Origin of the sequence: Flammeovirga agarivorans, assembly GCF_012641475.1 — a bacterium.
Classification (GTDB): Bacteria; Bacteroidota; Bacteroidia; order Cytophagales; family Flammeovirgaceae; genus Flammeovirga; species Flammeovirga agarivorans.
Map to the genome: position 1 here is coordinate 383,416 of NZ_JABAIL010000004.1, position 24,429 is coordinate 407,844.

The 24,429-nt window shown below is 32.8% G+C and carries 19 protein-coding genes; 11 read left to right on the top strand and 8 right to left on the bottom strand.

Annotated elements, in window-relative coordinates; genetic code table 11:
* Positions 1 to 67: 67 nt before the first annotated feature.
* On the top strand, positions 68 to 1,066 hold the full coding sequence (gene lpxK / locus HGP29_RS14455; RefSeq protein WP_168883130.1) for a tetraacyldisaccharide 4'-kinase: 999 nt from the start codon (positions 68 to 70) through the stop codon (positions 1,064 to 1,066).
* On the opposite strand, the gene HGP29_RS14460 is transcribed toward lpxK, so the two are convergent.
* A complete protein-coding gene (locus tag HGP29_RS14460; protein WP_168883131.1) occupies positions 1,034 to 1,714 on the bottom strand; it encodes an arginine-tRNA-protein transferase in 681 nt (226 codons plus the stop codon). The genes lpxK and HGP29_RS14460 overlap by 33 nt on opposite strands.
* Before the next feature lie 198 nt (positions 1,715 to 1,912).
* Between HGP29_RS14460 and HGP29_RS14465 the strand changes: the two genes are divergently transcribed.
* The 3 genes from HGP29_RS14465 (at position 1,913) to greA (ending at position 3,690) form a co-directional block, all read left to right on the top strand.
* Positions 1,913 to 2,602 (top strand): 4Fe-4S dicluster domain-containing protein, encoded by a 690-nt coding sequence (locus tag HGP29_RS14465; RefSeq protein WP_168883132.1) that lies wholly within the window; start codon positions 1,913 to 1,915, stop codon positions 2,600 to 2,602.
* Positions 2,602 to 3,108, top strand: a complete 507-nt coding sequence (locus HGP29_RS14470; protein WP_168883133.1) for an NADH-quinone oxidoreductase subunit J family protein — start codon at positions 2,602 to 2,604, stop codon at positions 3,106 to 3,108. The genes HGP29_RS14465 and HGP29_RS14470 overlap by 1 nt, the downstream gene beginning before the upstream one ends.
* Before the next feature lie 111 nt (positions 3,109 to 3,219).
* A complete protein-coding gene (gene greA / locus HGP29_RS14475; protein WP_168883134.1) occupies positions 3,220 to 3,690 on the top strand; it encodes a transcription elongation factor GreA in 471 nt (156 codons plus the stop codon).
* A gap of 60 nt (positions 3,691 to 3,750) precedes the next feature.
* Here greA and purU read toward each other — a convergent pair whose 3' ends face one another.
* From purU to HGP29_RS14495, 4 genes are all read right to left on the bottom strand, one after another.
* A complete protein-coding gene (purU, locus tag HGP29_RS14480) occupies positions 3,751 to 4,608 on the bottom strand; it encodes a formyltetrahydrofolate deformylase (protein ID WP_168883135.1) in 858 nt (285 codons plus the stop codon).
* Between the two features lie 15 nt (positions 4,609 to 4,623).
* Positions 4,624 to 6,135 (bottom strand): GH3 auxin-responsive promoter family protein, encoded by a 1,512-nt coding sequence (locus HGP29_RS14485; RefSeq protein ID WP_168883136.1) that lies wholly within the window; start codon positions 6,133 to 6,135, stop codon positions 4,624 to 4,626.
* Between the two features lie 121 nt (positions 6,136 to 6,256).
* A complete protein-coding gene (lptB, locus tag HGP29_RS14490; RefSeq protein ID WP_168883137.1) occupies positions 6,257 to 6,997 on the bottom strand; it encodes an LPS export ABC transporter ATP-binding protein in 741 nt (246 codons plus the stop codon).
* Between the two features lie 328 nt (positions 6,998 to 7,325).
* The gene (locus tag HGP29_RS14495) at positions 7,326 to 7,994 is read right to left on the bottom strand and encodes a DUF4178 domain-containing protein (protein WP_168883138.1); all 669 of its coding nucleotides are present in this window, start codon (positions 7,992 to 7,994) and stop codon (positions 7,326 to 7,328) included.
* A gap of 367 nt (positions 7,995 to 8,361) precedes the next feature.
* Here HGP29_RS14495 and HGP29_RS14500 point away from each other — a divergent pair, with 367 nt between their 5' ends.
* Entirely contained in the window at positions 8,362 to 8,739 is a 378-nt protein-coding gene (locus HGP29_RS14500; protein ID WP_168883139.1) for a TraR/DksA family transcriptional regulator, read from the top strand.
* A gap of 64 nt (positions 8,740 to 8,803) precedes the next feature.
* On the top strand, positions 8,804 to 9,433 hold the full coding sequence (gene scpB / locus HGP29_RS14505) for an SMC-Scp complex subunit ScpB (RefSeq protein WP_317169946.1): 630 nt from the start codon (positions 8,804 to 8,806) through the stop codon (positions 9,431 to 9,433).
* A 41-nt stretch (positions 9,434 to 9,474) separates the two neighbouring features.
* Here the strand turns inward: scpB and HGP29_RS14510 are convergent, their stop codons facing one another.
* Genes HGP29_RS14510 through HGP29_RS14520 form a run of 3 tightly spaced genes read right to left on the bottom strand, consistent with a single transcriptional unit; the run spans position 9,475 to position 13,717 of the window.
* Positions 9,475 to 10,131: a bifunctional nuclease family protein gene (locus HGP29_RS14510; RefSeq protein WP_168883140.1), complete on the bottom strand. Its 657-nt coding sequence runs from the start codon at positions 10,129 to 10,131 to the stop codon at positions 9,475 to 9,477.
* Positions 10,132 to 10,182: 51 nt separating this feature from the next.
* On the bottom strand, positions 10,183 to 11,355 hold the full coding sequence (locus tag HGP29_RS14515) for an NTP transferase domain-containing protein (RefSeq protein ID WP_168883141.1): 1,173 nt from the start codon (positions 11,353 to 11,355) through the stop codon (positions 10,183 to 10,185).
* 40 nt (positions 11,356 to 11,395) lie between these two features.
* Positions 11,396 to 13,717 carry a TonB-dependent receptor plug domain-containing protein gene (locus HGP29_RS14520; RefSeq protein WP_168883142.1) on the bottom strand — a complete coding sequence of 774 codons (2,322 nt, stop codon included), beginning with the start codon at positions 13,715 to 13,717 and terminating at the stop codon, positions 11,396 to 11,398.
* A 263-nt stretch (positions 13,718 to 13,980) separates the two neighbouring features.
* Between HGP29_RS14520 and HGP29_RS14525 the strand changes: the two genes are divergently transcribed.
* The 5 genes from HGP29_RS14525 to HGP29_RS14545 all read left to right on the top strand — a co-directional run bounded on the left by HGP29_RS14525 (position 13,981) and on the right by HGP29_RS14545 (position 24,427).
* Complete coding sequence (locus tag HGP29_RS14525; protein WP_168883143.1) at positions 13,981 to 14,412, top strand: DUF7832 domain-containing protein; 432 nt, start codon at positions 13,981 to 13,983, stop codon at positions 14,410 to 14,412.
* 115 nt (positions 14,413 to 14,527) lie between these two features.
* Positions 14,528 to 19,825, top strand: coding sequence for a translocation/assembly module TamB domain-containing protein (locus HGP29_RS14530; protein ID WP_168883144.1), 5,298 nt, complete (start codon positions 14,528 to 14,530; stop codon positions 19,823 to 19,825).
* Positions 19,815 to 22,118: a translocation and assembly module lipoprotein TamL gene (gene tamL, locus HGP29_RS14535; protein ID WP_168883145.1), complete on the top strand. Its 2,304-nt coding sequence runs from the start codon at positions 19,815 to 19,817 to the stop codon at positions 22,116 to 22,118. Before HGP29_RS14530 ends, tamL begins: the two co-directional genes overlap by 11 nt.
* Positions 22,119 to 22,357: 239 nt before the next feature.
* Complete coding sequence (locus tag HGP29_RS14540) at positions 22,358 to 24,025, top strand: ABC1 kinase family protein (RefSeq protein WP_168883146.1); 1,668 nt, start codon at positions 22,358 to 22,360, stop codon at positions 24,023 to 24,025.
* A gap of 9 nt (positions 24,026 to 24,034) precedes the next feature.
* On the top strand, positions 24,035 to 24,427 hold the full coding sequence (locus HGP29_RS14545) for an HIT family protein (RefSeq protein ID WP_168883147.1): 393 nt from the start codon (positions 24,035 to 24,037) through the stop codon (positions 24,425 to 24,427).
* The last annotated feature ends 2 nt before the right edge of the window (positions 24,428 to 24,429 follow it).

The window sequence follows — 24,429 nt, forward strand, 5'->3', positions numbered from 1 at the left end:
TCTTGTGAATTTTTATTAAAGCAGTTGAGTAGTAATAATTACTCAGCTGCTTTTTTTATTTTTGAGTATGAATTTTCTATTGAAACCCTTATCTGTGATATATGATGCTATAACTTATCAAAGAAATAAGTCTTATGATAATAATGCATCAAAAACATTCAATTTTGATTTGCCAATTATTTCTGTTGGAAATTTATCTGTAGGAGGTACTGGTAAAACACCTTTTGTAGAGTTTCTAATTCAGTATTATTCAGAAAATAAGAAAGTAGGAGTCCTGAGTCGTGGTTATGGCCGTAAAACGAAAGGGCCCATAAGAGCCCATGAGAGCTCTACTGCAAAAGAAATTGGAGATGAGCCGATGCAATATCATTCTAAATACGATGATGTTGAAGTTGTAGTTTCTGAACAAAGAGTAATGGGTGTTCCCTTTTTTGAAAACACAGAATTAATTATTCTTGATGATGCCTACCAACATAGGGCAATAGGAAGAAATGTGAATATTATGCTCTCTGATTCTAGTAAGCCATTTTTTCAAGATCATGTTCTTCCTTATGGAAGATTAAGGGAAAGAAGAGAAGGTGCAGAAAGAGCTCAGATCATCATTTTCACTAAGGTAGATGAGGAGAGTTTTGATCAATCTAATAGAGAAGAGTTTATTTCTCAATCAAAGAAATACTCAAAAGGGAATGTTTTCTTTACTTCAATCTATTATGGTGAACCATACAGTCTACATAATCAGAAGAAAGTAAATTTGCCGGATGAAGTGATTTTATTGACGAGTATTGCAAATCCAAACCCACTAATTAGAGAAGTTGAAAAATATTCAAGTATTAGTAAGCATTATAAATTTAGAGATCATTATTCATTTACTGAGAAAACAATAGAGAGAATCGAGAATGAGTTACCTAAAGGTTCAACAGTTGTGATCACAGAAAAAGATGCAGTAAAATTAAAAGACATCACAACAAAATCAGAATTGAAATTTATTGTGATGCCTATCTTACCAAAGGTTCTATTTGATCAAGAAGATGAATTATTTCATTGTATTAACTCCTTGCTCAACTAAATAGGGTTCCCATTTATTATTATCCCATTGATAATATTCTAGATTAGAAAATTTCTTTTTGTAGTCATAAAAGGAGGGGACGTCATAACAATAGCCATGATAATAAAATAATAGGTTGTTACTTTTAGTGAATTTTATTTCTAATAACATAGTGAGAATACCTAGACTATATTTTGCATAATCTGGATGAAACATTCCATAAATGGAAGAAATTGCCTCAGCACCAATAGCAAAGTAACTAATTGCAATTGTTTTTTCTTGATCAGTAATTCTTATCTCATAAACAGAAGTAGGTACATTAGTAGGATTCTTCTCCGACAAGAAGTCAAAAATTGAATTCGGGACATTGTCTACGAATTTTTCTTTATGAATAGAAAACAATTGTTCTGCTTCTTCATCTATGTTTACCTTCTGAATTTTGTAATTGAAATTTTTATTACGTCTTAATATTTTACGTTGCGATTTCGTTAAATGAAAATTTTCAATTCTAACTCTAAGAGGAAGAACATTACAAATTTCATTGTTATATATGTTTATGTTATATCTAAAAAAATTCTCACCAAAATGTCTCCATCCATTTTCTAATAAATAATCATATTGTGATGGAGAGACCCAAGATTTTGTAAATTCTTCGAGTATGATGCTCATATAATTTCTTAAAAGTGTGATTATGAATATACAAATCAAAAATATATTCTCTTATTAATTAATTACTGCTTTATATAACAAAAACAAGAATGATTAGTTTTATTAGGAAATTGAAGATTCAAGACAATTTTATCAAAAATAGCTAATATATAACTATAGAATTAATAACTTTGTAACAAACTAGATTAAGATTTGCGAATGGACCAAAAAAAAGGAGCAAATAGTACATACTTTGGAAATATATCTGAAGCAGTCAAAACATCACTTCATGGATTAAAGCTATCAATGGATCACCTAAAAGATTCATTAAAAAATCAGAGAAGAGATGATACTACGGCTTCTGATGATAAATATTTTAATCACGAAAACTCTATCGTTACTTTAAAATATCCTGAAGAAGTTCTTCCTGTACCAGACAATGGAAGATATAAACTGGATCTTGAAATTGATGATTGTATTGTATGTGATAAATGTGCAAAAATTTGCCCTGTTGATTGTATCGAAATCGATCCAATACTAAGTACTGATGTTATAGGAGAAACATCTGATGGTACTCCAAGACGTATCTATGCTGCTAAGTTTGATATAGATATGGCAAAATGTATGTTTTGCGGATTATGTACTTACGTTTGTCCTACAGAATGTCTAACCATGACTAAATCATATGATTTTAGTGAATTAGACATGAGAAGCCTTACTTATGGTTTCGCAAATATGTCTGAGGAAGAAGTGACAGAGAAAAAAGAGCTTTTCAATAAAGAACAAGAAAGAAAGAAAGCTGCTAAAATGGAAGCAGCAAAAAAAGTTGTTGAAGAGCCTAAGGCTGAACCTACAACTGCAAAAAAAGCAGCTAAGCCGAAATTTAAACCAAGAGTAATTAAAAAATAATGGAGTTAATTTTATTCTACTTATTTATTGCTGTCATTTTTATCACAAGTGTAGCACTTTTTATCTCAAAAAATGTGATTCATAATGCAGCATTTCTATTGTTATCATTGTTAAGTGTAGCCGGATTATTTGTCCTATCAGCTTCAGATTTCCTTGCTATTACTCAAGTAATGATCTACATAGGTGGTGTATTGGTGCTCTTACTTTTTGGAGTGATGTATACAAAAAACACAAAAGACAATAGTGTTTCAATTGGTTCGAAAAGGATCATGCCTGGATTGTTTTTAGGGTTAATCTCTTTTGGTACTTTAACCTATGCAATTCTTCAAGAGAACATTGATCAAGATTATACTATCCCTGATAGGTCAGTAGTAGAAGCTCTGGGTGTTGAGTTTATGACCAAGTATATTTTCGGATTTGAATTAACAGCTATCTTGTTGTTGGTGGTATTGATAGGTGCTGTTTTTGTGGCTGGTAAAACTCCTAAAAACTTAGAAGAAAATTAAAATATTTCATATATTAAGAAGATCGAATTATATTTGTAGTTCGAATCGACAACGACAACGGTCTAATTTAAGCATTGGATCGTTTTTCATTTTATAAAAGAATTAATAAATATGTCTAAGACAACATTTTATACTAGTGAAGGCCTAAAAAAATTGACTGATGAACTAAATGAATTAAAGACTAAAGGAAGATCAGATATTGCAAGACAAATTGCAGAAGCTACAGATAAAGGTGATTTAAGTGAGAACGCAGAATATGATGCAGCTAAAGATGCCCAAGGTCACTTAGAAGCCAAAATTGCTGAGTTAACTAATTTAGTAGCAAATGCTAGAGTTATTGATGAGTCAAAGCTTGATACTTCAAAAGTAGGTATTTTATCAAAGGTTACAATCAAGGCTCCAAACGGGACAACTATGACTTACACTTTGGTTTCTGCAAAAGAGGCTAATGTCAGACAAAACAAAATCTCTGTAGATTCACCTATCGCTCAAGGTTTAATGGGTAAAAAATTAGGGGATATCGCAGAAGTTCAAACACCAAGAGGAATCATGAAATTTGAAATTATGGATATCTCACTATAATTTTATAATAGATATAACATAAAAAGGGAGTAGAACTTATAAATTCTACTCCCTTTTTTATTAATCAAAAATGATTGTCTTATTTTTATATGTCAGTAGTTTACGATTGACATGTTTGTATAATGCTCTGGATAATACAATCTTTTCTAAGTCTTTACCTTTCCTGATCAATTCTTTGACAGTGTCTTTATGACTAACTTTAGCAACGTCTTGCTCAATAATTGGACCTGCATCTAGGTCTGAAGTTACATAATGTGAAGTAGCACCTATGATCTTAACACCTCTTTCATGCGCGGCATGGTATGGTTTAGCTCCAACAAATGCAGGTAAGAAAGAATGGTGTATATTGATAATTCTGTCGGGGAAATGCTCAATAAAGTCTGAAGATAAAATTTGCATGTATCTTGCTAATACTATGAAATCTATATTTAATTCTCCCATTAATTGGATTTGCTTTTCCTCTTGTTCCGCTTTGTTTGCTTTGTTCATTTCAAAGTGGTAAAACGGGATATTAAATTTATCAGCTACCTTTTTTAAAGTTTCATGATTACTGACAATTAATGGGATATCAACTTGTAATTCTCCAGAATCAGCTCTTGATAAAATATCATATAAACAGTGAGACATTTTAGTCACAAAAAGAGCCATTCTAGGTTTTTGATCACTAAAATACAACTTGAAGGTCATATTATATTTTTGAGCCAATAGAGTTGAAAAGTAGTCTTTAATTTTTTCTTTAGGAATTAGAAATGAATCCAAGTCGAATTCAATTCTCATATAAAATCTATTTTCTTCTCTATCTACGTACTGATCTAAATAAACAATATTACCCTGATTTTCATGGATAAATTGTGTTGTATATGAAATGATGCCCTTTTGGTCAGGGCAGTGCATTAATAAAATTGCAGTATTTGCCATGTTTAGTCTGTTATATTATTTCAAGGAAGATAATAATGAATCAATATACTCCCGATGATTTGCCAATCTAGGAACTTTATTCTGACCGCCCAACTTTCCTCTTCCTTTCATCCAGTTATAAAAAGATTTTTGCTCTAAAAAGTGGACTTTTGGAGCCACTAGTGCAATATCTTTATAACGTTTGGCATCATAATCTGAGTTGACACTTCGTAAAGTATCATCAAGAACTTGAATGAAAACGGATGAATCATTCGGTTGAATTTTAAATTCTATTGCCCATTCATGACCGCCTTTTTTTCCACTTTCCAAATAAACGGGAGCTGCAGTAAAATTCCGAACTTCAGCACCTGTCTGAAGACAAGCAGCCTTTATTGCTTCCTCTGCATTTTCAATAACTACTTCTTCTCCAAATGCATTGATAAAGTGTTTTGTCCTACCTGAGATTTTGATTCTGTAAGGGAACTTAGAAGTAAAACGTACTGTATCTCCAATTAAATATCTCCAAAGTCCTGCATTGGTAGAGATGACGATCGCATAGTTTTTACCAATTTCTACATCTGCTAATTGAACTACTTTGGGTTGTTCTTTGCCGAACTCATCCATTGGGATAAACTCATAAAAAACACCATAATCCAATAGTAAAAGCATTTCGTCATCATTGGTAGTGTCTTGAATTCCAAAGAAACCTTCAGAAGCGTTATAGACGTCCATGAAATTCATTTCTGGATTACCAATGAGATTTTTAAATGTCTTACGATATGGGCCAAATGCAACAGCACCATGAAAGAAAACTTCAAGATTAGGCCATACCTCATGAAGAGTTTTCTTACCTGTTTTCTCTAAAATTCTTTCAATAAGAACTAAGGTCCAAGTGGGTACACCGGCTATACTTGTGATGTTCTTATCAATAGTAGTTTCTGCAATTTTTTCAATCTTACTTTCCCACTCATCCATCAAAGCAACTTCAATTTCTGGTGCTCTCATGAACTCCGCCCAAAAGGGAAGGTTCTTCATGATAATTGCCGATACATCACCACTGATAGTATTTTCATTGTAATTACTTTTCTGATAGGATCCACCAATACCTAAACTCTTACCGAACATCATTTTAGTGTTTGGGTAATTGTTGATGTAAAGTGTCATAAGATCCTTACCAGCTTTGTAATGGCAATCTTCTAATGCTTCTTTCGAAACAGGAATAAACTTACTTCTAGCATTTGTAGTACCTGAGGATTTAGAAAATTGATTAATTTTCGTTGGCCAAAGGATGTTCTGTTCACCTTTCATCATTCTTTCGATATCATCGGAAAGATCTTCATAAGTTGAAACTGGAACGTAATTGTTGAAAGTAGAAATATTATTTACGGATGAGAAATTATATCTTTTTCCATACTCAGTGTTCTTTGCACTGGATACTAAATCTTTAAATAAATTTTCTTGCACTTCAATTGGATGAGACATGAAATACTCAATTTGATGCATTCGTCTCTTAGAGAACCAACTAAAGGCAGATGATAGTAATTCCATACCACTAAACCAATAAAAGGATTATTAAAAAAATTGGAATTCAGTTTGGGTCATGAAAAGTAAAATTTCTAGATAAAAAAAAGGATACTCATCTCTGAGCATCCTTTCTAATCTATATTTCTTACTCAGAGAAATCTTTCTTTTTATACTCAGCGTATTCACCAAAGTAGGCTTTACGTACTTCGGGATCATTGATCAATTGCTCTGGTGTACCGTCTCTGAATACAACTCCACTTTGTAAGATATAAACTCTATCAGTAATTGATAGTGTTTCTGTTACGTTGTGGTCAGTGATTAGAATACCAATATTTTTCTTTTTTAAATTATATACTATTCGTTGGATTTCTTCAACGGCAATAGGGTCAACACCTGCGAAAGGTTCATCTAATAGTACAAAACTAGGGTTAGTAGCAAGTGTTCTTGCAATCTCAGTTCTTCTTCTTTCACCACCTGATAGTGACATACCAAGGTTGTCACGAACATGAGTTAATGAGAATTCTTCTAATAATCCATCCACACGCTTCTTTTTCTCATCTTTAGAAATTTTTTCCATTTCTAAAGGAAGCATGATATTTTCTTCAACTGTTAATCCTCTAAATACTGAAGGCTCCTGAGCTAAATATCCAACACCTTTTTTTGCTCTTTTAAACATAGGAAGGCTTGTGATATTTTCACTATCAAGATGAATTTCTCCATTATTAGGCTTAATCAGACCAACGATCATATAGAAACAAGTAGTTTTACCTGCTCCGTTCGGTCCTAATAAACCAACAATTTCTCCTTGCTCAACTTGAATAGAAACATCATTTACAACTGTACGTTTACCGTACTGCTTGATTAAATTATCTGCCTTTAGTACCATATATTTTTTATATAATTTTTTTCTTTCCTAAAGTTGATGAAATAGTTTAATTTCAACAACAGTAACCCAAAAATAATATATTTTTTTGGGGGTAGAAGCTACTTAATGATAGCTAACTTTTTTTAACATTCATTTTTAGTAAAACAAAGAATCTCACCTTCTTTTTAATCTCAATAAACACTGGATTGATAGCGTATGATTGTTTATCAAATACTCCATCATTTTAAGATATTAAAATAATTAGTTCTACACTATAATTTCGAGCCCAAATATCAGCCCTTCAAAGTAGTATTGACCTTTGTTTTGGTTTTAAATATAAATACCAAAATTATTTCTTGGGCAAGATTTCAGAGAAAGCGGAATCTGAAACTATCTTTCCATAAAAAGCACTGAAGTTTTTCACATCCTTTTGTATGATGCTTAAGAAGTGTGTTCTTTCTTCATCCCAATAATCCCATTTCACAAATTTCGATACTGTTTTATTTGTTCTAAAAGAGTAGATGCTTCCTCTGGTTTCTTTATCTCTGAAATAGGATTTTTCTTTATACCTCAGAATAGATTTAGGTTTTTGGTTTAAGAAGATGTCAGTATCTAGACTGTCAGAAATTGCATAGATATTTATCTTTTGTCCAATTTTTACAGAGTGATTGGATGTATTCTTAATCTTGAATAGATATAATTCATCAATACCGGAATTTAATTGTATTCTTTCTTCGTTATGCGATTTATTAAGAACGTACTGTATGTGATCTACTGCGTGGTAAGTATTGAGGTTGTAATCAACAAGAAAACCTATCTGAATATCATTAATATTAATTCTTGATGGGTCATAGGTATAATTATCATCATTCTTTTCGTAAGTATTATTCTTTTTATAAGGCAATACTCCTCCAATTTTGGAGAAAATTAGATCAGGCAGGTTCTTAAGTCTTTGTGATTGATGATATAACATATATAAAGATCCTCCAATGAGCAGAGTAGAGAAGGGCCAATCCATGTACAAGTGAAATATATTAAATGCAATTATTCCCTTCCTTGTTATATCGTATGTACTTATGAATTTTTTAACTTCAAAGTCAAATTGATGTATTTGATTTTGGGTTAAATGTTGAGTGTAATATTTAAATTTATCATTCGAAGCCGTTTTTTTTATATCTGGCCATAAATTATCTTGTATGATTTTTTTTATATCGTCTGCCATTTAGATAGAAATATTAAGGAATAATAATATTCAATTTATACAATTTTATCCCTTAAAAACAGTTTGTTGAGTTTATTTTTAGTTCTTTCTTTGCTTGGTATGATTTTTTCTATTTCAATTTTATTAACTTTGTATCATCACTAACCTTAACCGCATTAGAATTATGGCAGTTGAACAAGTACGATATTCAGCTGAGGAGTTAGTAGAGTTTGAAGACCTATTACGCCAAAAGCTAGATAAAACAGACAGAGAACTCGAGCACTTGAAGCAATCAATAAAAAAAGAATCAAGTGGTCAGGACTCTAATCACACTGGAGGGAAAACGTTAGAAGATGGTGCTGATGCTTTTGAGAAAGAACAGTTAAACCACTATGCTGCCCGAGCTATGAAATACAAGCAGCAGTTAGAAAAAGCGTTAGTCAGAATTAAAAATGGCACTTACGGGGTTTGTGTAGATACTGGAAAACTTATTTCTAAAGATAGATTAAGAGCCGTACCACATACACAACATTCCATTGAAGCGAAATTGAAAAGAAATTAATTTTACTTCTTTTAAAAGTATTTTTATGGCACTTGGTAGGTAATATCGAGTGTCAAATTTTTTTATGATGGACCAAACAAATATTCAAAGTGCAATAGAAGCAATGATCTTCATCTCCGACGAACCAATTAGTATTAATGAAATGATACAGGTTTTTGATGATATAAAAGAAGAAGGAGTTGAAGAAGAGATCGTATCCAAAGAAGATGTATTAAAAGCAATTGATACATTAAAAAGAAAGTACAGTCATAAAAACCACTCGTACGAATTAGTTCAAAGTGGAGATGGTTATTGTTTTATGACTAAACAGAAATACAGTAAGATAGTCAATGCCTTGTTAAAAAATAGGTCAAAGAAAAGACTATCAAAATCTGCTTTGGAAACTTTGTCTATTATTGCTTACCGTCAGCCAATCACAAAAGGGGAGATTGAAAAGATTAGAGGAGTAGGTTGTGATTATGCAATGAAGAAACTTTTATCCAGAGAATTAATAAAGATGAAAGGGAAGTCTGATGCCATCGGTCGACCAATGCTTTATGGAACTACGGATAGGTTTCTTGAATATTTTGGGATTAATACTCTGAAAGATTTACCATCACCAAAAGAATTTAAAGAAGAAGACTTAGATCCATCATTAACTGATGATCAAAATACTACAACTGAACAAGTAACAGAAAGTGAAGTTACTCAATAAAAAAAGGCTTATAGTTGGATTAAAACTATAAGCCTTTTTATTTATCCTCTTTTAGTAATTTCATCCCTAATCGAGGCTGCTTTCATATAATCTTCGTTATCAATAGCTTTTTGCAACAATGCGTTGAGCTGATCAATACTTAGATTTTGATATTCTGTTTCATCTTCTTGGTCTTGAGCAACGACTTCTTCTTCCTCGTCTTCATCTAACCCCTCAAAGTCTTCAATCTCAAGTTCATCATCTTCTTCCAGGTCATCAGCATGTTCTACTTCATCCTGTTCAAGTTCTTCTACCTGAATACCTGCCTCACCCATAATATTCTCATATGCATAAATAGGAGCATTAAATCGAATACCAATAGCTACAGCATCAGAAGGTCTAGCATCTAATATCACTTCTTCACCTTCTGCTGTAATGATATGTATATCAGCATAAAAGACTCCTTCCTTTAAGTTGGAAATTTGAATGTGATTAATCGAAGCTCCCAGTTTTAATGCAAAGCTTTTAAATAAGTCGTGGGTCATGGGTCTGTTTGAAGAAATTTTCTCAATTTCTAATGCAATAGCTTGTGCTTCAAACATACCAATAATAATAGGCAAACGTCTGTTTCCATGCTTTTCTCCAAGTACTAAAGCAAAAGAACCATGCGATGTATGGCTTGCTGAAAGCCCTAATATTTCTAATCTTACTTTGTTCAAGACTTTTCTGTTAATTTTTCAATTACAAAACTAAACATTCTGAGCAAATATCTAAATGGAATTTTGCTGACTTAGTTGTTTTATTGCAATATCTAGTTCATCCATGGTATCAACTTCACTAAGCATATGATCTGATAGTGGTTCAATAAGCTTAATATTAGCATCTTCTAGAATATCACGAAGTGAATTTTTCCCAAAAGCTAATGCTTGAAGAAGTTTTAAATATGCTCTTGGTTCCCAAATTCCCAATAATGGTTGGGGAGCGCCAGTATCTTTAGCTTTATAAAGTGTAGCTAACTTTGATGGATCCCTTTTAGAAATCAAATGCATGATCGTTTGATCGTCTACAAAAGGAAGATCAATTGCTACAGTCATCCAAGCTGAATTAGGATTATGTCTAAATGCAGTTAATAACGCACCAAAAGGACCTAAATCAGTAAATGTATCAGGTAAAAGATTTAGTTGATCTTGAAAATCATCTAACTGTTGAGGTCTACAAGACATAAATGCATTCACAGTGTACTTAGAGAGAATTTCCTTCATGTGGAAACGTTGCTCTGTACCGTGATAATTAATTTTTGCTTTGTCTTTACCACCCATTCTTTTGGATTTACCACCCGCTAGAATAAGCCCATTAATATTTCCAGTATCTTCTTTAAAACTAAGTTCAATAAATTGAGATATTGAATGAAGTTTATCAATACTAAAGATAGGCTTGTGTTCTAAATTATTTATACGATCGTATAAAATGCTTGGAATGTCTTCTTTTGTTGTTCCTTCTGTAAGAATAATGCAAAGTATGTTACTAAGTCTTTTAATCTTTCTGTGAAGGGTAGGTGTTTTTTCCTTATCAATAATAAGAACTTGTCGAGATGCTTTGAAATGGTTTCCATTAATAAAAGCAGCGTCAACATCATTCAATACAACATGTCTATCAGAAACACTAAGTGCTTTTCTAAAGTCAACTCTAGAAAAAGTGATTTTATCAATTATTTCCACTCGAGCTTTGTGAGATAGGGCCTTTGAAGAATCAAATCCCAACTCTTTTTCCATTTCCGAACTTTGGTGGTCACAATCAATATATCCTATATTCCAGTTAGTTGATAAGTTTTCAATTAATCTGAATACTAATTCTTTTACTTTCCCTGGTGAAGTTCCTAAAAAGGCGATTTCTGTTCTGCAAAAACGTCCTACTTTAGGTCTTACTAAATCACTCTCCTGCATAGCTCTCTATTTTTTTGACAACTTAAAGATACACGTTTTTTTAAAGGTGCAAAATCATTTTTACATTGAAAAAACGCTGGGATAGAGTATTTGGTACTGCGTACTGTGTACCATCATATGTTTTTACCCATGTATAAGAAATAACGTTATTGTTGCCCAAAACATTTAATATTTCGACACCAATTGAAAGATTTTTCATGAATTCCTCATTAGGGTTGTCGGATTTTTTATTCAGTGCGATTAATTTATTTAATCCAAGGTCTAATCGCATATAATCATTTCCTCCACTGAATGCATTTCTTAATTCAGGATTGTCTGGAGGTCCAAAAGGTAATCCAGAACCATACATAAATCTTAAATTCATTCTCATGGTAGGATTATTTGGTAAATGATCTTGGAAGAACATTGCTAAAGTAACTCGTTGATCTGTAGGTCTTCTAATATAGCCTCTTGGATCATTGTCAATTTTTTCTTTAGTACTCATAACGCTCAATGAAATCCATGATTGAGTACCGGGAATAAATTCACCACTTAATCGAGTATCAATACCTGTAGCATAAGCAACGCCTTCATTTTCTCCTGAATACCTAATTCTAATGTTGTCAATATTGTAAGGGACAACATTCCATAAATGCTTATAATAAACTTCTGATATCAATTTGAATGGACGACCCCATTGTTCAAAGTTGTAGTTGATCCCACCTATGATATGTAGTGAGCCTTGAGCCCTTAAGTCTTCATTCAGAGTACCATCAGGTCTTCTCATTTCTCGGTAGAAAGGAGGTTGATAATACACTCCAGAAGCGAAATTGAATACAACATCTTTTTCCCATTCTGGCTTAAAAGAATATTGGAATCTTGGAGAAACATTAACTTCATTATTTACACTCCAATATGTTCCTCTTACTCCTAAAGTCATCTTATGTTGATTGTTATTAGAGTAATAACTACTTTGGGCGTAAGCAGAATAGCGTTGCGATTCCAAGTTGTTTTCAGTCTTTAATTGATCATCAATACTGATAACATAATCGGCAGAATCTTGGAACTGATACTCTGAAAGGTTATCGTTTATTTCTTCAAACTTAGCTTGTACTCCGAATTCAACATCAAATAGATCATTCAGAAGCCATGAATTTCTGTTTTCTACTGTGTAGACATTGGCTTTTAGTGTATTTCGTGAGTATTGATATTCACCTCCAATACCTTGTTCGGTAGCACAGTCATTCACACCATTTCCAATATCATCCACATCACATATTCTATATGCACTTTCTAAATTACTTCTTTCTCGTTCCTGAGTCACCATTGCCGATGTGATTAGATTGGAAGTGAATTTATCATTGAAATTATGGATTAATTTTAATCCTCCCTGAAAGGTGTCGTAATCTAATTGTTCTTTTCCTTCAAAGGCGATAGTTAAATTACTGATACCTTCACCTGTCTGAAAATTTGTACTACGGGTAGAAGGGAAAACACTATACCTATTCGCGGCATAAGACATTATTGCATCTAAATACGTTTTTCCTTTTTTCCCTTTTCCGGATAAGTCAAAACTTAAGTAAGATTGGACGTCACCAAACTTTGGTCTGTATTCACCATCAGTTTGTAAAGTGTTCAGTAAATATTCAGTTGATTTATATCGAGCACCTATTATTGCCGTGTGTTTTTTGTTTTTTGATGCACCTCCTAAGGTAAGAGAACCATTGAGTAAAGATGCTTCTAAAGTACCTTCAAAACTAAGTGGTTTTTTGTATTCAATATTTAAGGATGACGATAATTTATCACCATATTGTGCTTCCCAACCTCCTGAAGAAAAATCAATATTATCAACCATGTTACTATTCACAAAACTTAGACCTTCTTGTTGTCCAGATCTCGCAATAAAAGGGCGGTAAATTTCAATATTATTTACGTAAATAAGGTTTTCATCAAAGCTGCCTCCACGAACAGAATAGTCAGAAGATAATTCATTATTAGAGGCTATACCTAAAGCACCACTAGCTACTAGTTGTTGGGTGAATTCGCCATAACCAACAGGTATTTCTCTTAAATCTTCACCTTTGACGAACACAGAACCCGCTTGTTGTCTCACTTCGGTTTCTTTATTATCGACAACTTTAACTTCTTTAAGTTGGTAAATCTGTTTAAATAATTTGACGTCAAGATTTTTTATCTCGTCTTTGTATAATTGTACCTCAAAAGCTCTAGGAGAGAAGGACGGATGATTGAAAAATACAGTAACCAATGTATCTGTCGGGATAGTGATAATATAAGCACCTTCCGCATTTGTTAGATAAAAATTATTCTGATTAACTCCTGCTTGAACCATAGCAGATTCCACAGGGTTTCCGATAGAATCCATTACAACACCCCGTAAAACTGCTTCTTGAGCTTTAGTTTCGGTTATGGAGAAAAAAACAGATATATATAGAAGTAATATTGAAAGAGTTTGGAAACTTTTAAGCATAATTACTTAGAGAATTAAAAAATGAGTATGATTTATTACCATACAATGACTAATCTGTGTAATTTAGTGAAATGTATACATTCTTATTCACTTATTAGGCATTTGAATCAGAAAAAAAGTATTACAAATCTAATCACTTTACATCGATAAAACTAGTTATGACTACACATCAAGAACAGGATAATAATATCATTGATAATGTTAGAAATTACTTCGGACCTGAATTTCCAGAAGATATTTCATTAGACCACGCTTACATTCATATCGGTTATTTCTTTGGTTGGGTGATTTTAAATGATCTTTATTCTGAAGAATTTGAAGATGAGTTTGGTGCACAAATCATTTATTTTAAAAGAAAAGAGATTACACCAACAATTTTAGCTGAAACTTTAGATGGCATTATAGAAAAAGAGCTTTTTGATATTAAGCTTCATCGATTCTTAACAGATTACTATAGTTCAGGAGATTACATCAAGGATTATAAAGAAAATCTGGCAAATGATAAAGATACAATTTTCCATGTTTCAGAAAACTGGGAAGACTTTGATAAAATGTCAAAAATCTTAGACGCCCGTTTCTCAAGGTATTAATTACAAATGCTGAAAAATTAAGTTCTTCTCTTCTCGTAATACCATAAAAAATAGTTAAATTTACTTCTTAGTATAACCTAAACTGTCATACGAATATTTAACTCTAATTTCGAGAATGAAAGGATCTGTCAAAAGACTTTTTTTAGGTATCCTTATTCTATTCGTCTTACTTATCTGTTTTGTGTATGGAATTCTTAGAGTTCCTTATGTTCAGAATATTGTGGTTACCAAAGCCACAGAATTTTTATCTACAAAGACAAATAGCAAGGTATCTATTGATTATATCGCTTTAAATTTCCCAAAGTCATTAGTCATTGATGGAATTTTATTAAAACACCCCAATGGTAATGACTTTGTGAAATTAGACGAAATTTTACTAGATGTAGATTTAGAAACTGCATCTATGGATAGGGTCGTTATCGACGATTTTGAGGTCAATGGTCTTGAAACAAATATATACGTTTATAAAAACGGTAAATTTAATTTTGATTACATCCTAGATTCTTTTTCTAGCGATGATTCTACTGTAGTGGTTGAAGAGGATACAACTTCATCTGTTATTCCACCTATTATTTTAAATCAAATAAGCTTAAAAAATATTCATTTATTGTACTCTGATAGTGTACAGATGATGACAGCTAAACTGAATCTTGGAGAACTAACAGCCTCTATCCCTAATATCAACCTTAATACTTCTGAATATAAAATTGGAGAAGTTGCTTTAAAAAAATCAGATATTTCCTACGAAGTTTTTGGGCAAACAACAAGCAATATTGTTGAAGAAACTGATACAACAGAAATTGCTGAGGAAGTACCATTCGATTTAGTACTTAAATCTTTAAGTATTGAGAATACCAAATTAGTTTATCACGATAAGCCACTCAAAGAATCTGCTCATCTTTCTATTGGTCACTTTCTAGTAGAAGATCACCATTTTAATTTGATTGATCAAAAGGTAGCAGTAGGCCTATTTAAACTTGACGAAACGTCTATTCGATATGATCTAGTTTCGGATACCACTATTAAGCATGAAGATATAACGAATATTACTCCTTTATTAAAACCAATTTCATCTTTGGATTTAGGTTGGGATGTTAATATAGACGATGTTCAAGTAGATCAACTCTCATTGGAGTTTAATGATGATTTGTATGAAAGGCTAGAACAAGGAGTTGATCCGAATCATATTTTACTAAGTAAGCTTCAGCTAAAATCAAAAGATATAAAAGTACAAGACACTGGAATTACAATAGATCTTGAACACTTCGAAGGAAAAGAAAAAAGTGGAGTTTTTGTTAGAAGCTTTTCATCTTATGTATTTGTTGGCCCTCAGAAAATAGACTTAACAGAATTACTTCTAGAAATAAATAACAGTTTTTTATTGACGGATCTTCATTTACGATTTAGTAATTTATACTTAATAGGAGACTATATTGAGGATCTTCAGATCGATAATAATTTAAAGAGATCACATATTTCATTTAAGGATGCATTGATTTTTGATCCTTCCCTAAAACAAGATTCAACAGTAGCTCCATATTTGGATTATAATATTGATGGTAAGTTAAAAGTAAAAGGGACTGTTGAAGATATGAGAGTATCCGATGCAAAGATTAACTCTGACTTAGGAATTGAAACAGATTTAGTATTACATCTTCAAGATTTATTAAGTGAAGATTCTCTGAGGTACGAAGTGAGTATTGATTCCTTAAATTTCTTTACAAAGACACTGTTGGATTTAAATGTAGATCAAGAAACTTTAAATGCCTTCAATATACCCCAGCATATTTTAGGTCAGTTACATGTAAAAGGCGGCTTAAAGGATGTAAGTAGTGAGATGTCTTTAAGTTTAGAAAACTTTGGTGCTTTTGATTTAGATTTTAGTCTTTTCAATGAAGATGAATATCAATTAAAAACAAATACCTATAATCTTAATGTAGGAAAAATATTAAAGGACACTACAATAGGAAAAGTAAGTACTTATCTTACTGCTGTTGGTAAAGGTTTTGATGTTGAAAAAGATTTAAAGACTTTAGCCACTTTCGACCTAAAAAAAGCTGAATACAATAATTATGATTACGGTGGGTTGAAAGTAAATCTTGATGTAGATAGGATGGCTGTTAAATGGGATGCTAAAACAAACTCCAAAGGTGCAAAGTTTAACCTGAATGGAAATGTTGATATGAACTCCGATATTCCTTATGCATCTGTGATTGGTGATATAGAGCACATCGATTTTAATCAATTAAACTTCCTAGAAGATACTGCAACAATAGGAATGAGTATTGACTCTGAAACAAAAGGTTTCGATATCACTAATTTAAATACCACTCTCGATATTAAAGATTTGTACTATTTCGATGGTACAAAGAAATATAAATATGATTACGTAAAACTGCATGCAGAACTAGACAGTACACATATTGCAGGTGCACTTTCTGCTCCACATTTAGAGGGAGACATGCAAGCGGATATTCCATTAGATTCATTAGCGGTTGTCTTGGAAAGGTATTTCTCCCAGTATATTTCTTCAAGAGAAATGATTGGTCAATTACCGCCATCAAAAGGTAAAATGTATGGATCATTAAAATTGACGGATAGTGAGTTGTTGACCAATGGAGCGATTGAAGATTTGGACTCATTACAAATCTCACAATTTGACTTCAACTTTGATGCTGCCACTAATATTTTTGATTTTGATATTCTAGTACCAAGGGTGACGTATTCTGATATTGATGTGGATTCCACTTTTGTATCGATTCATGCAGACGGTAAAAAAATGGCTTATAAGCTTGGTTTCGAAAGACTGAGAATGTTAGGTTATGAAGACTATGCTGTCCATAATTGGGAATTTGGAGGCGAGGCGCATGATAATGTGCTTACTTTTAAAACTGTTGGTCAGAATGAAGATTTTACTAAAAAATGGTTGTTAGCCAGTGCAAACTTAACATTAGATTCTACTACCTACAGGTTTAAATTGGATGATCCATTGATTGTCAATGATGAAAAGTGGAACGTTAATACTAATAACTATATCCTATCAGATGGTGGATTACCCTATATCCATGAATTGACATTAGAACAAAAGGGACAGAAGTTTAATTTCTTCTCATCTCAATTTGACGAACAAGATACTGTCTACAAGTTTGAAGTCATAGATTATTCATTAGATGATATCACTTATAATGTTACAACAGATACCTCATTAGTTAATGGATTAGTTAATGCAGATATAGAGATTGGAGATATATCACAAGGGGGAAAGTTATCAGCAGATTTCAAAATTGAAGACTTTGGTATTTTAAACCATATACTCGCTACATTAACTTCCAATGCAAAGAATACGGATGACATTAATGTCTATGAAAGTAATGCCAGAATAGTTGGCCCAATCGGTAATATCCATTCAGAGTCTTCATTTAATGTTGCTGATACGATTGCACCATTGGATTTGTCCCTAACCATCGATAGTTTACTAATTCATCCTTTTGAAGCTTTAAGCAGTGAATATTTATCGGATCTTAACGGAGGATTTTCTGGAGGTCTTAAGGTAAAAGGTGGTGGTGTCGGACCTTTGGATATCAAAGGAGCTATTAAAATGCAAGAACCCACTTTTAAGGTCAAAATGTTTAATCTGAAATTGGCAGGTACCGACGGTCAAATGATTTTTGATGATAAGGGGATGCATTTTGAGAATTTTGGTTTTAAAGATGAAAATGGAAGATATGCTTTACTAGCAGGTAATATTTATACAACAGATTACACTGACATGGACTTTAACCTGAAGTTCAGTGCTGATGATATCACAGTAATTAATTCAACGTCAAAAGACAATCCAGAATATTTTGGAAAGTTGATTGTCGGAAATATTACTAAAATAAACGGCCCAATCGATCACTTGATGATAGACTCTGAGATTCGTATAGCTAGGGGTACTGATTTGACTTATGTATATATGGACGGTGGTATTGCAGAGATCGATACTGGTGATGATATCATTGAATTTGTTCAGGAAGACGATACGATCACTATTGCTAAAAGCACACATAATTATGAGTTAAAAACTACCATAAACATTGATGATAAATCATCCTTTAAAGTAGTGATTGACCCTAGAGCCGGTGATGCATTGACGTTAGTAGGAGGTGGAGTTTTACACCTAAGAATGGATGCTGGTGGTGATCTAGTAATGTCAGGTCAATATGAGGTGACAGAAGGTGATTATAGTATGACTTTCTATCAATTAATGAATAAAAAGCTTTCTTTGAAAAAGGGAAGTACTGTATTGTGGACTGGAGATCCGTATAATCCTCAAGCGAATATGACAGCGATCTATCAAACGAGTACTTCACCTTATCCTTTAGTGGCCAATCAGATTTCGCCAAGTGAGTCCAATAAATACAAGGCAAAAAGAAATTTTATTGTTTATATGAATATGAGGGGTGATGTGATCAAACCTGAACTTTCATTTGAATTAGAATATCCTGAAGGAAGTCAGGGTGGTGACAAAATTGAATCTGCCATAGAATATTTAAATCAGGATGAGTCACAACTTAATAAACAAGTTTTCTCACTTCTAATCTTAGGGACATTCCTAAATGATGCTGGAGGAGATGGAGCGAATACTCAAGATATGGTAACGGGTTCTGTAAGTTCGATTATCAGTCAGCAATTGAATAATGTAACCAATAACCTTACGAATGGTTTTGTTGATGTCGATTTTGATGTTGACTCTTATTCCCAACAACAAACTTCCGGAGGTTCATCAAACAGAACAGATGTAGGTGTTACCTTAAAAAAATCACTATTCAAAGATCGATTAAGTGTATCTGTAGGTGGAAAAGTTGCCGTAAATGGTAATGAAGCGAATAATAACAGCAGTACTTTCAACACAGACTTCTTATTAGAATACAACCTTTTAACAGATGGGACTTTAAAAAATAGATTATTTAGATCCATTGATGCTCAATATTTTACTCCTGATGTATTTAAAACTGGAGTTTCTATTGTTTTCACAAAGGATTATAATCATGGCCGAGAATTGTTCATCAGAAACCTAGATAAGAAAAAGGATATCCGTAAAAGGATGGGTATGATCAAAAGGTCTAATACTGGTGGAGGAATGATGGAAGCAAGTTCAGATTCATCTTCAAATTCTGGTGGAATGCAACCTGCAAAATCTCAAGGTATGGCTCCTGCAAAAAGTGATTCCACACAACAAAAAGCGGACTCTACTAAAGTGGAAATAGATTCAACATCCATAAAAACAACTCCTAGTGATTCTTTAAAAATGGATGACTCAGAAAGCCGCATACCAGTTGAAGAGGGTGAAGAGATAGGGTATGTCAACTCCCAATTATTTTATCAAAAAGAAAAAGAACTAAAGAGACTTTTATCCGAAAATGAAGATTAAACAACTTCTATATATAAGCCTTACTTCTGTACTTTGTTTTAGCTGTAGTATAACGAAGTACTTAGAAGAAAATCAGACTTTTTACAATGGTGCCAGAATCGAGTACGATAAAGAGGATACTGTAAAAGTGGATGATGATCTCAAATATACTCTAACAGAAAAACTTTCAGTCTCTCCAAATAAAAAAAATGGAGCATGGTTTTACTTCAGAGGAGAAAATGCCAAAAGACCAAAAGGTTTAAAGAAAAAAATGGCCAATACCTTTGGTGAAAAGCCGGTATATTATGATAAAATTCTTTCAGAGAAAACAGCAGAATTGCTTGAGAGTACTTTAGATAATAATGGATATTTTGGTAATAGAGTATCTTTCGAAGAAGAATATCATAAGGATACGAAATCTACTACTGTAAAATATATCGTTCATGTTAAGGACAACCCTTATCGTTTGGATAGTATTGAATGGGTATTGAAACAAGAGAATATTTTTAATGAAAAGATTAAAGCTCTTGAAAGTGAATCCGTTTTGGAAAAAGGGGATAGATATCAATTACAGAAATTTAGAGACGAAAGAATACGTATAAACAATGCATTAAAAGATAGTGGCTATTATTTCTTTAGTTCAAATTATTTGATGTTTGATCTCGATTCTGCAAATGAAGACAGAACAGTAAATGTCAAGGCCTATTTTAAAGAAATGCCTGATAAGGTAAAAAGACTTTATTCTATTGATACAGTTTTGATCCAGCCTGACTTTGATTTAGATGGGTTAAATGTTTCAAAGAGAAATCATCAGAATGTGCTTATGGATACTGGGGTGATTTATAAAGGTGACCCTGTCAATCTAAAGCCAAAAATTCTGGATGAAACACTACAGCTAAGAAGTGGTGATATCTATTCAAGACATAAACATCAAGCAACATTAAAGCAGTTCTCAGGTTTAGGAGTTTTCCGTTATGTAAACATGGAGTTTGAACCTAAGCCGACTACTGATCCTGATTTTGGTAAGATGAATGTCAACGCTAAAATGTCACAAGTGACATTGCATTCATTATCTACAGAACTTTCAATGTCAACTTGGTCGACGGGTTATACAGGTCCTGAATTAGATTTAACATGGAAGAATAGAAATACATTTGGTGGAGCTGAAAAATTCTCTGTCACTTTTTTCACAGGTGTTCAAAAACAATTTGGTGGAAAATCCAATGGAGTTGATGTTATCTTCTGGTATGGTGTCGACACAAAATTATCGATCCCTAGAGTAATTGCTCCATTTAAAGTAAGACCTGGTGGAGATTTTTATATTCCATATACCAACTTTGGTTTAGGGTTCAAGCGTTATCATTTCTTCCCCTCATACTCTATGAACTATTTTAATACATCATATGGTTTTGATTGGAGAACGAATGAATCTGTGCGTCATAATTTAAACCCTATATCTATTAGTTTCCAAGCGATCTCATCGAATGATAGTACTGATCTTGGTGATGCTTTTCCGTCATTAGAAGAAACATTCAGAAATCAGTTTATTCTTGGGTCTAATTATAGTTTTGAATATGCTCCTCATTGGGATAAAACAAAAAAGAACTCAAGCTTTTATTATAAAGGAGATATAGATATTTCAGGTAACCTTTGGTATGCAGCGATGCAAGCTACAGGAGCTGAAAAAAATCCAGAAACAGGACAATATGAGATTTTTGGCAATCCTTTCTCACAATATGTTAGGCTAACCAACGATTTTAGATTTTATTTTAAAACCTCTAAAAAAGGTGAGATGGCTACCCGGTTTGTGGTGGGTTATTCCAAACCATGGGGAAACTCGACAGCACTGCCTTTTGTGAAACAGTACTTTGTAGGTGGACCTAACTCAATCAGAGCTTTTAAGTCAAGAACGTTAGGACCTGGTAGTTTTGAGCCATCAGACGATTTGGACGAAAGTGGATCATCATTTGGTCAACAAGGTGGTGATATTAAAATTGAAGGTAGTTTAGAGTACCGGTATGATTTACATCAATACCTAAAATTGGCAGCATTCTTTGATTATGGTAACGTATGGTTAGCTACTGAAGATCCAACAAGACCAGGAGGTGAATTCAAATTAGGTAATGTTTTAAATGAACTTGCCTTAGGGGCTGGTGTCGGACTTAGAATTGATCTGCAGTTCTTCGTTTTAAGATTTGATTTTGCCATGCCATTAAGGGTTCCTTATGTACCAGATGATGGTGATCAGTGGGTGATAAAGAAGCCAAGTTGGAATCAACTCGTGTTTAATTTAGCAATAGGATATCCATTCTAATACAAAAAAGGAGCTTTAATGAAGGCTCCTTTTTCTAATTATAGCCTTATTTGTTATTTTAACAGGGTATTTTATTAAAAATTCAGACAGAATAAAGTAATTTTAAAAGAGTATACAGTAAATTGTATGGAGTGAGAATTCATTCTTTATAAAAGGTGTTTCATCACTATTAATTTTTAATTATCCTCGTATTTTTTTTCGAGTAGAAATTACTATAAAGTAGTTCTTAAAACGTATAAATGCTTTTTTCAACCAAAGTAAAAAATTTCCAAAGACTTCAGCAGATCATTAAAATTTTGTTGAAATACGGTTTTGAAGATGTTGTTTCAACTACATCATTGAATAGGTTTGTACCTATTGATGATTGGAAAAGAAATAACAAACCGGTACTTAAGTATAGTCGATCGGAAAGGATTAGAATGGTGATAGAAGAATTAGGACCTACTTTTATCAAATTTGCTCAAACACTAAGTAACCGACCAGATATTCTTCCTCAAGATTTAATAGAGGAATTTCAAAAGCTGCAAGATAATGTTGCCCCATTTTCTGAAGATGAAGCAATGGCGATTGTTGAAAAGGAAACAGGGATGAACTTAAATGATTTTGTCTCATTTTTTGATAACAAACCATTAGGAGCAGCAAGTATTGGTCAGGTTCATAGGGCTAGATTAAAAAATGGGAAAGATGTCGTACTTAAAATCCAAAGGCCAGGGGCAAGAGAACAAATTCATACCGATCTTAGGCTTTTAAGGGAATTTGTTAGACATACGCATCAATTCTTTAATCGACATGGTATTCTCAACCCTGATGAAATTATTGAAACTTTTGAAGAAAGTATCAGAAATGAATTAGACTATACGATTGAAGCCAAGCACTTAGTTCAATTCAGAAGAGCAAATAAAGAAAATAAAAACCTTCATATTCCATATGCATATTTAGAGTTTACAACAAGAAAACTCTTAGTCATGGAATATGTAAGTGGCTGTAAGGTTACAGATATAAGAACGATTACTTCATGGGGTCTAACCCCTAAAACCATCGCACAGAAAGGTGTAGATATATATTTAAATCAAATTTTTGAACAAGGCTTTTTTCACGCAGACCCTCATCCTGGTAATGTGTTAGTGAGGCCGGATGGAACTATTATTCTCATTGATTTTGGGATGATAGGGAGGTTGTCAAAAGAGCAACGATTTGGTTTAGCAAACTTTTTAGCATCGATGTCAAGAGGAGATGCTAGAGGTATGGCACTTCACTTAAGAAGAATAGCAAGAGATTCGAATATTGAAGACTCAAAAATGCTTGAACAAGACTTAGGTGAGATGGTGGATAGATATTATACCCATGGTAATGAAGATGCAACCATGGCTGAAATAACTACTGCCTTGCAAACGATAATCTACAAGCATCATTTAGCTGTGCCTGGAAGTATATTTTTAATATTAAGAGCACTAGCAATACTTGAAGGTATAGTAAATGTATTATGTCCAGATTTAGAAGTACTTCCAGAAATCGAACCTTATGCTGAAAGGCTAGCAAAAGAACAATTTTCATTTAAAAATTTAAGCTCAGACTTTTATTACTCGTTCTATCAGATTTCATCATTAATTTATAACCTCCCAATGGAAGTGAGGTATATTTTAAAGAAGACGAGAACAGGTAAATTAACAATCAACTTTGAGCATAAAGGATTGGAGAGTTATATTCAACAGAAAAGTGAATCTGCATCCAATCTTAATATAGTCATCATCATTGCTGCATTTTTAGTGAGTTCCAGTATTGTAATGACGGCTCCAATACCTTATTCGCAAAGAAACTTTTTAGGTATGCCTTTATTAAGTACTTTAGGTTACACTATGTCATTGTTCATGATGATCTATCTATTTTTTAAACCAAAAAAGAAATAAATTATAAAAATGGCTTCCATATTTTCAAAAATCATTGCAGGAGAAATACCATCACACAAAGTGTATGAAGATGATAATTATTATGCATTCTTAGATATATTCCCAGTACAAAAGGGACATACACTAGTAGTTCCAAAAAAGGAAGTAGATGATATGTTTGATCTGGATGATGAAACTTTGGCGGGTCTATATGTTGTGGCTAAGAAAATATCTAAAGCCATCAAAAAAGTATTCCCTTGTAATCGTGTAGGACATGCAGTGATAGGATTAGAGGTTCCCCATGCACATATGCATCTCATTCCAATTAATGGTATGTCTGACATGAATTTTGAACATAAATTAAAATTAACACCGGAAGAGTTAGCTGGAATCGCTAACGATATCAAATCAAACATTGAATAGTA

What these genes read in the sequence shown, in the direction of transcription:
- HGP29_RS14520 (WP_168883142.1), bottom strand. Translation starts at nt 13,717, where the DNA reads ATGGATTCTATCGGAAACCCTGTGGAATCTGCTATGGTTCAAGCAGGA.
- HGP29_RS14540 (WP_168883146.1), top strand. Translation starts at nt 22,358, where the DNA reads ATGCTTTTTTCAACCAAAGTAAAAAATTTCCAAAGACTTCAGCAGATC.
- HGP29_RS14470 (WP_168883133.1), top strand. Translation starts at nt 2,602, where the DNA reads ATGGAGTTAATTTTATTCTACTTATTTATTGCTGTCATTTTTATCACA.
- HGP29_RS14515 (WP_168883141.1), bottom strand. Translation starts at nt 11,355, where the DNA reads ATGCAGGAGAGTGATTTAGTAAGACCTAAAGTAGGACGTTTTTGCAGA.
- scpB (WP_317169946.1), top strand. Translation starts at nt 8,804, where the DNA reads ATGATGGACCAAACAAATATTCAAAGTGCAATAGAAGCAATGATCTTC.
- lptB (WP_168883137.1), bottom strand. Translation starts at nt 6,997, where the DNA reads ATGGTACTAAAGGCAGATAATTTAATCAAGCAGTACGGTAAACGTACA.
- tamL (WP_168883145.1), top strand. Translation starts at nt 19,815, where the DNA reads ATGAAGATTAAACAACTTCTATATATAAGCCTTACTTCTGTACTTTGT.
- HGP29_RS14495 (WP_168883138.1), bottom strand. Translation starts at nt 7,994, where the DNA reads ATGGATTGGCCCTTCTCTACTCTGCTCATTGGAGGATCTTTATATATG.
- greA (WP_168883134.1), top strand. Translation starts at nt 3,220, where the DNA reads ATGTCTAAGACAACATTTTATACTAGTGAAGGCCTAAAAAAATTGACT.
- HGP29_RS14465 (WP_168883132.1), top strand. Translation starts at nt 1,913, where the DNA reads ATGGACCAAAAAAAAGGAGCAAATAGTACATACTTTGGAAATATATCT.
- HGP29_RS14545 (WP_168883147.1), top strand. Translation starts at nt 24,035, where the DNA reads ATGGCTTCCATATTTTCAAAAATCATTGCAGGAGAAATACCATCACAC.
- HGP29_RS14485 (WP_168883136.1), bottom strand. Translation starts at nt 6,135, where the DNA reads ATGGAATTACTATCATCTGCCTTTAGTTGGTTCTCTAAGAGACGAATG.
- purU (WP_168883135.1), bottom strand. Translation starts at nt 4,608, where the DNA reads ATGGCAAATACTGCAATTTTATTAATGCACTGCCCTGACCAAAAGGGC.
- HGP29_RS14500 (WP_168883139.1), top strand. Translation starts at nt 8,362, where the DNA reads ATGGCAGTTGAACAAGTACGATATTCAGCTGAGGAGTTAGTAGAGTTT.
- HGP29_RS14525 (WP_168883143.1), top strand. Translation starts at nt 13,981, where the DNA reads ATGACTACACATCAAGAACAGGATAATAATATCATTGATAATGTTAGA.
- HGP29_RS14530 (WP_168883144.1), top strand. Translation starts at nt 14,528, where the DNA reads ATGAAAGGATCTGTCAAAAGACTTTTTTTAGGTATCCTTATTCTATTC.
- HGP29_RS14460 (WP_168883131.1), bottom strand. Translation starts at nt 1,714, where the DNA reads ATGAGCATCATACTCGAAGAATTTACAAAATCTTGGGTCTCTCCATCA.
- lpxK (WP_168883130.1), top strand. Translation starts at nt 68, where the DNA reads ATGAATTTTCTATTGAAACCCTTATCTGTGATATATGATGCTATAACT.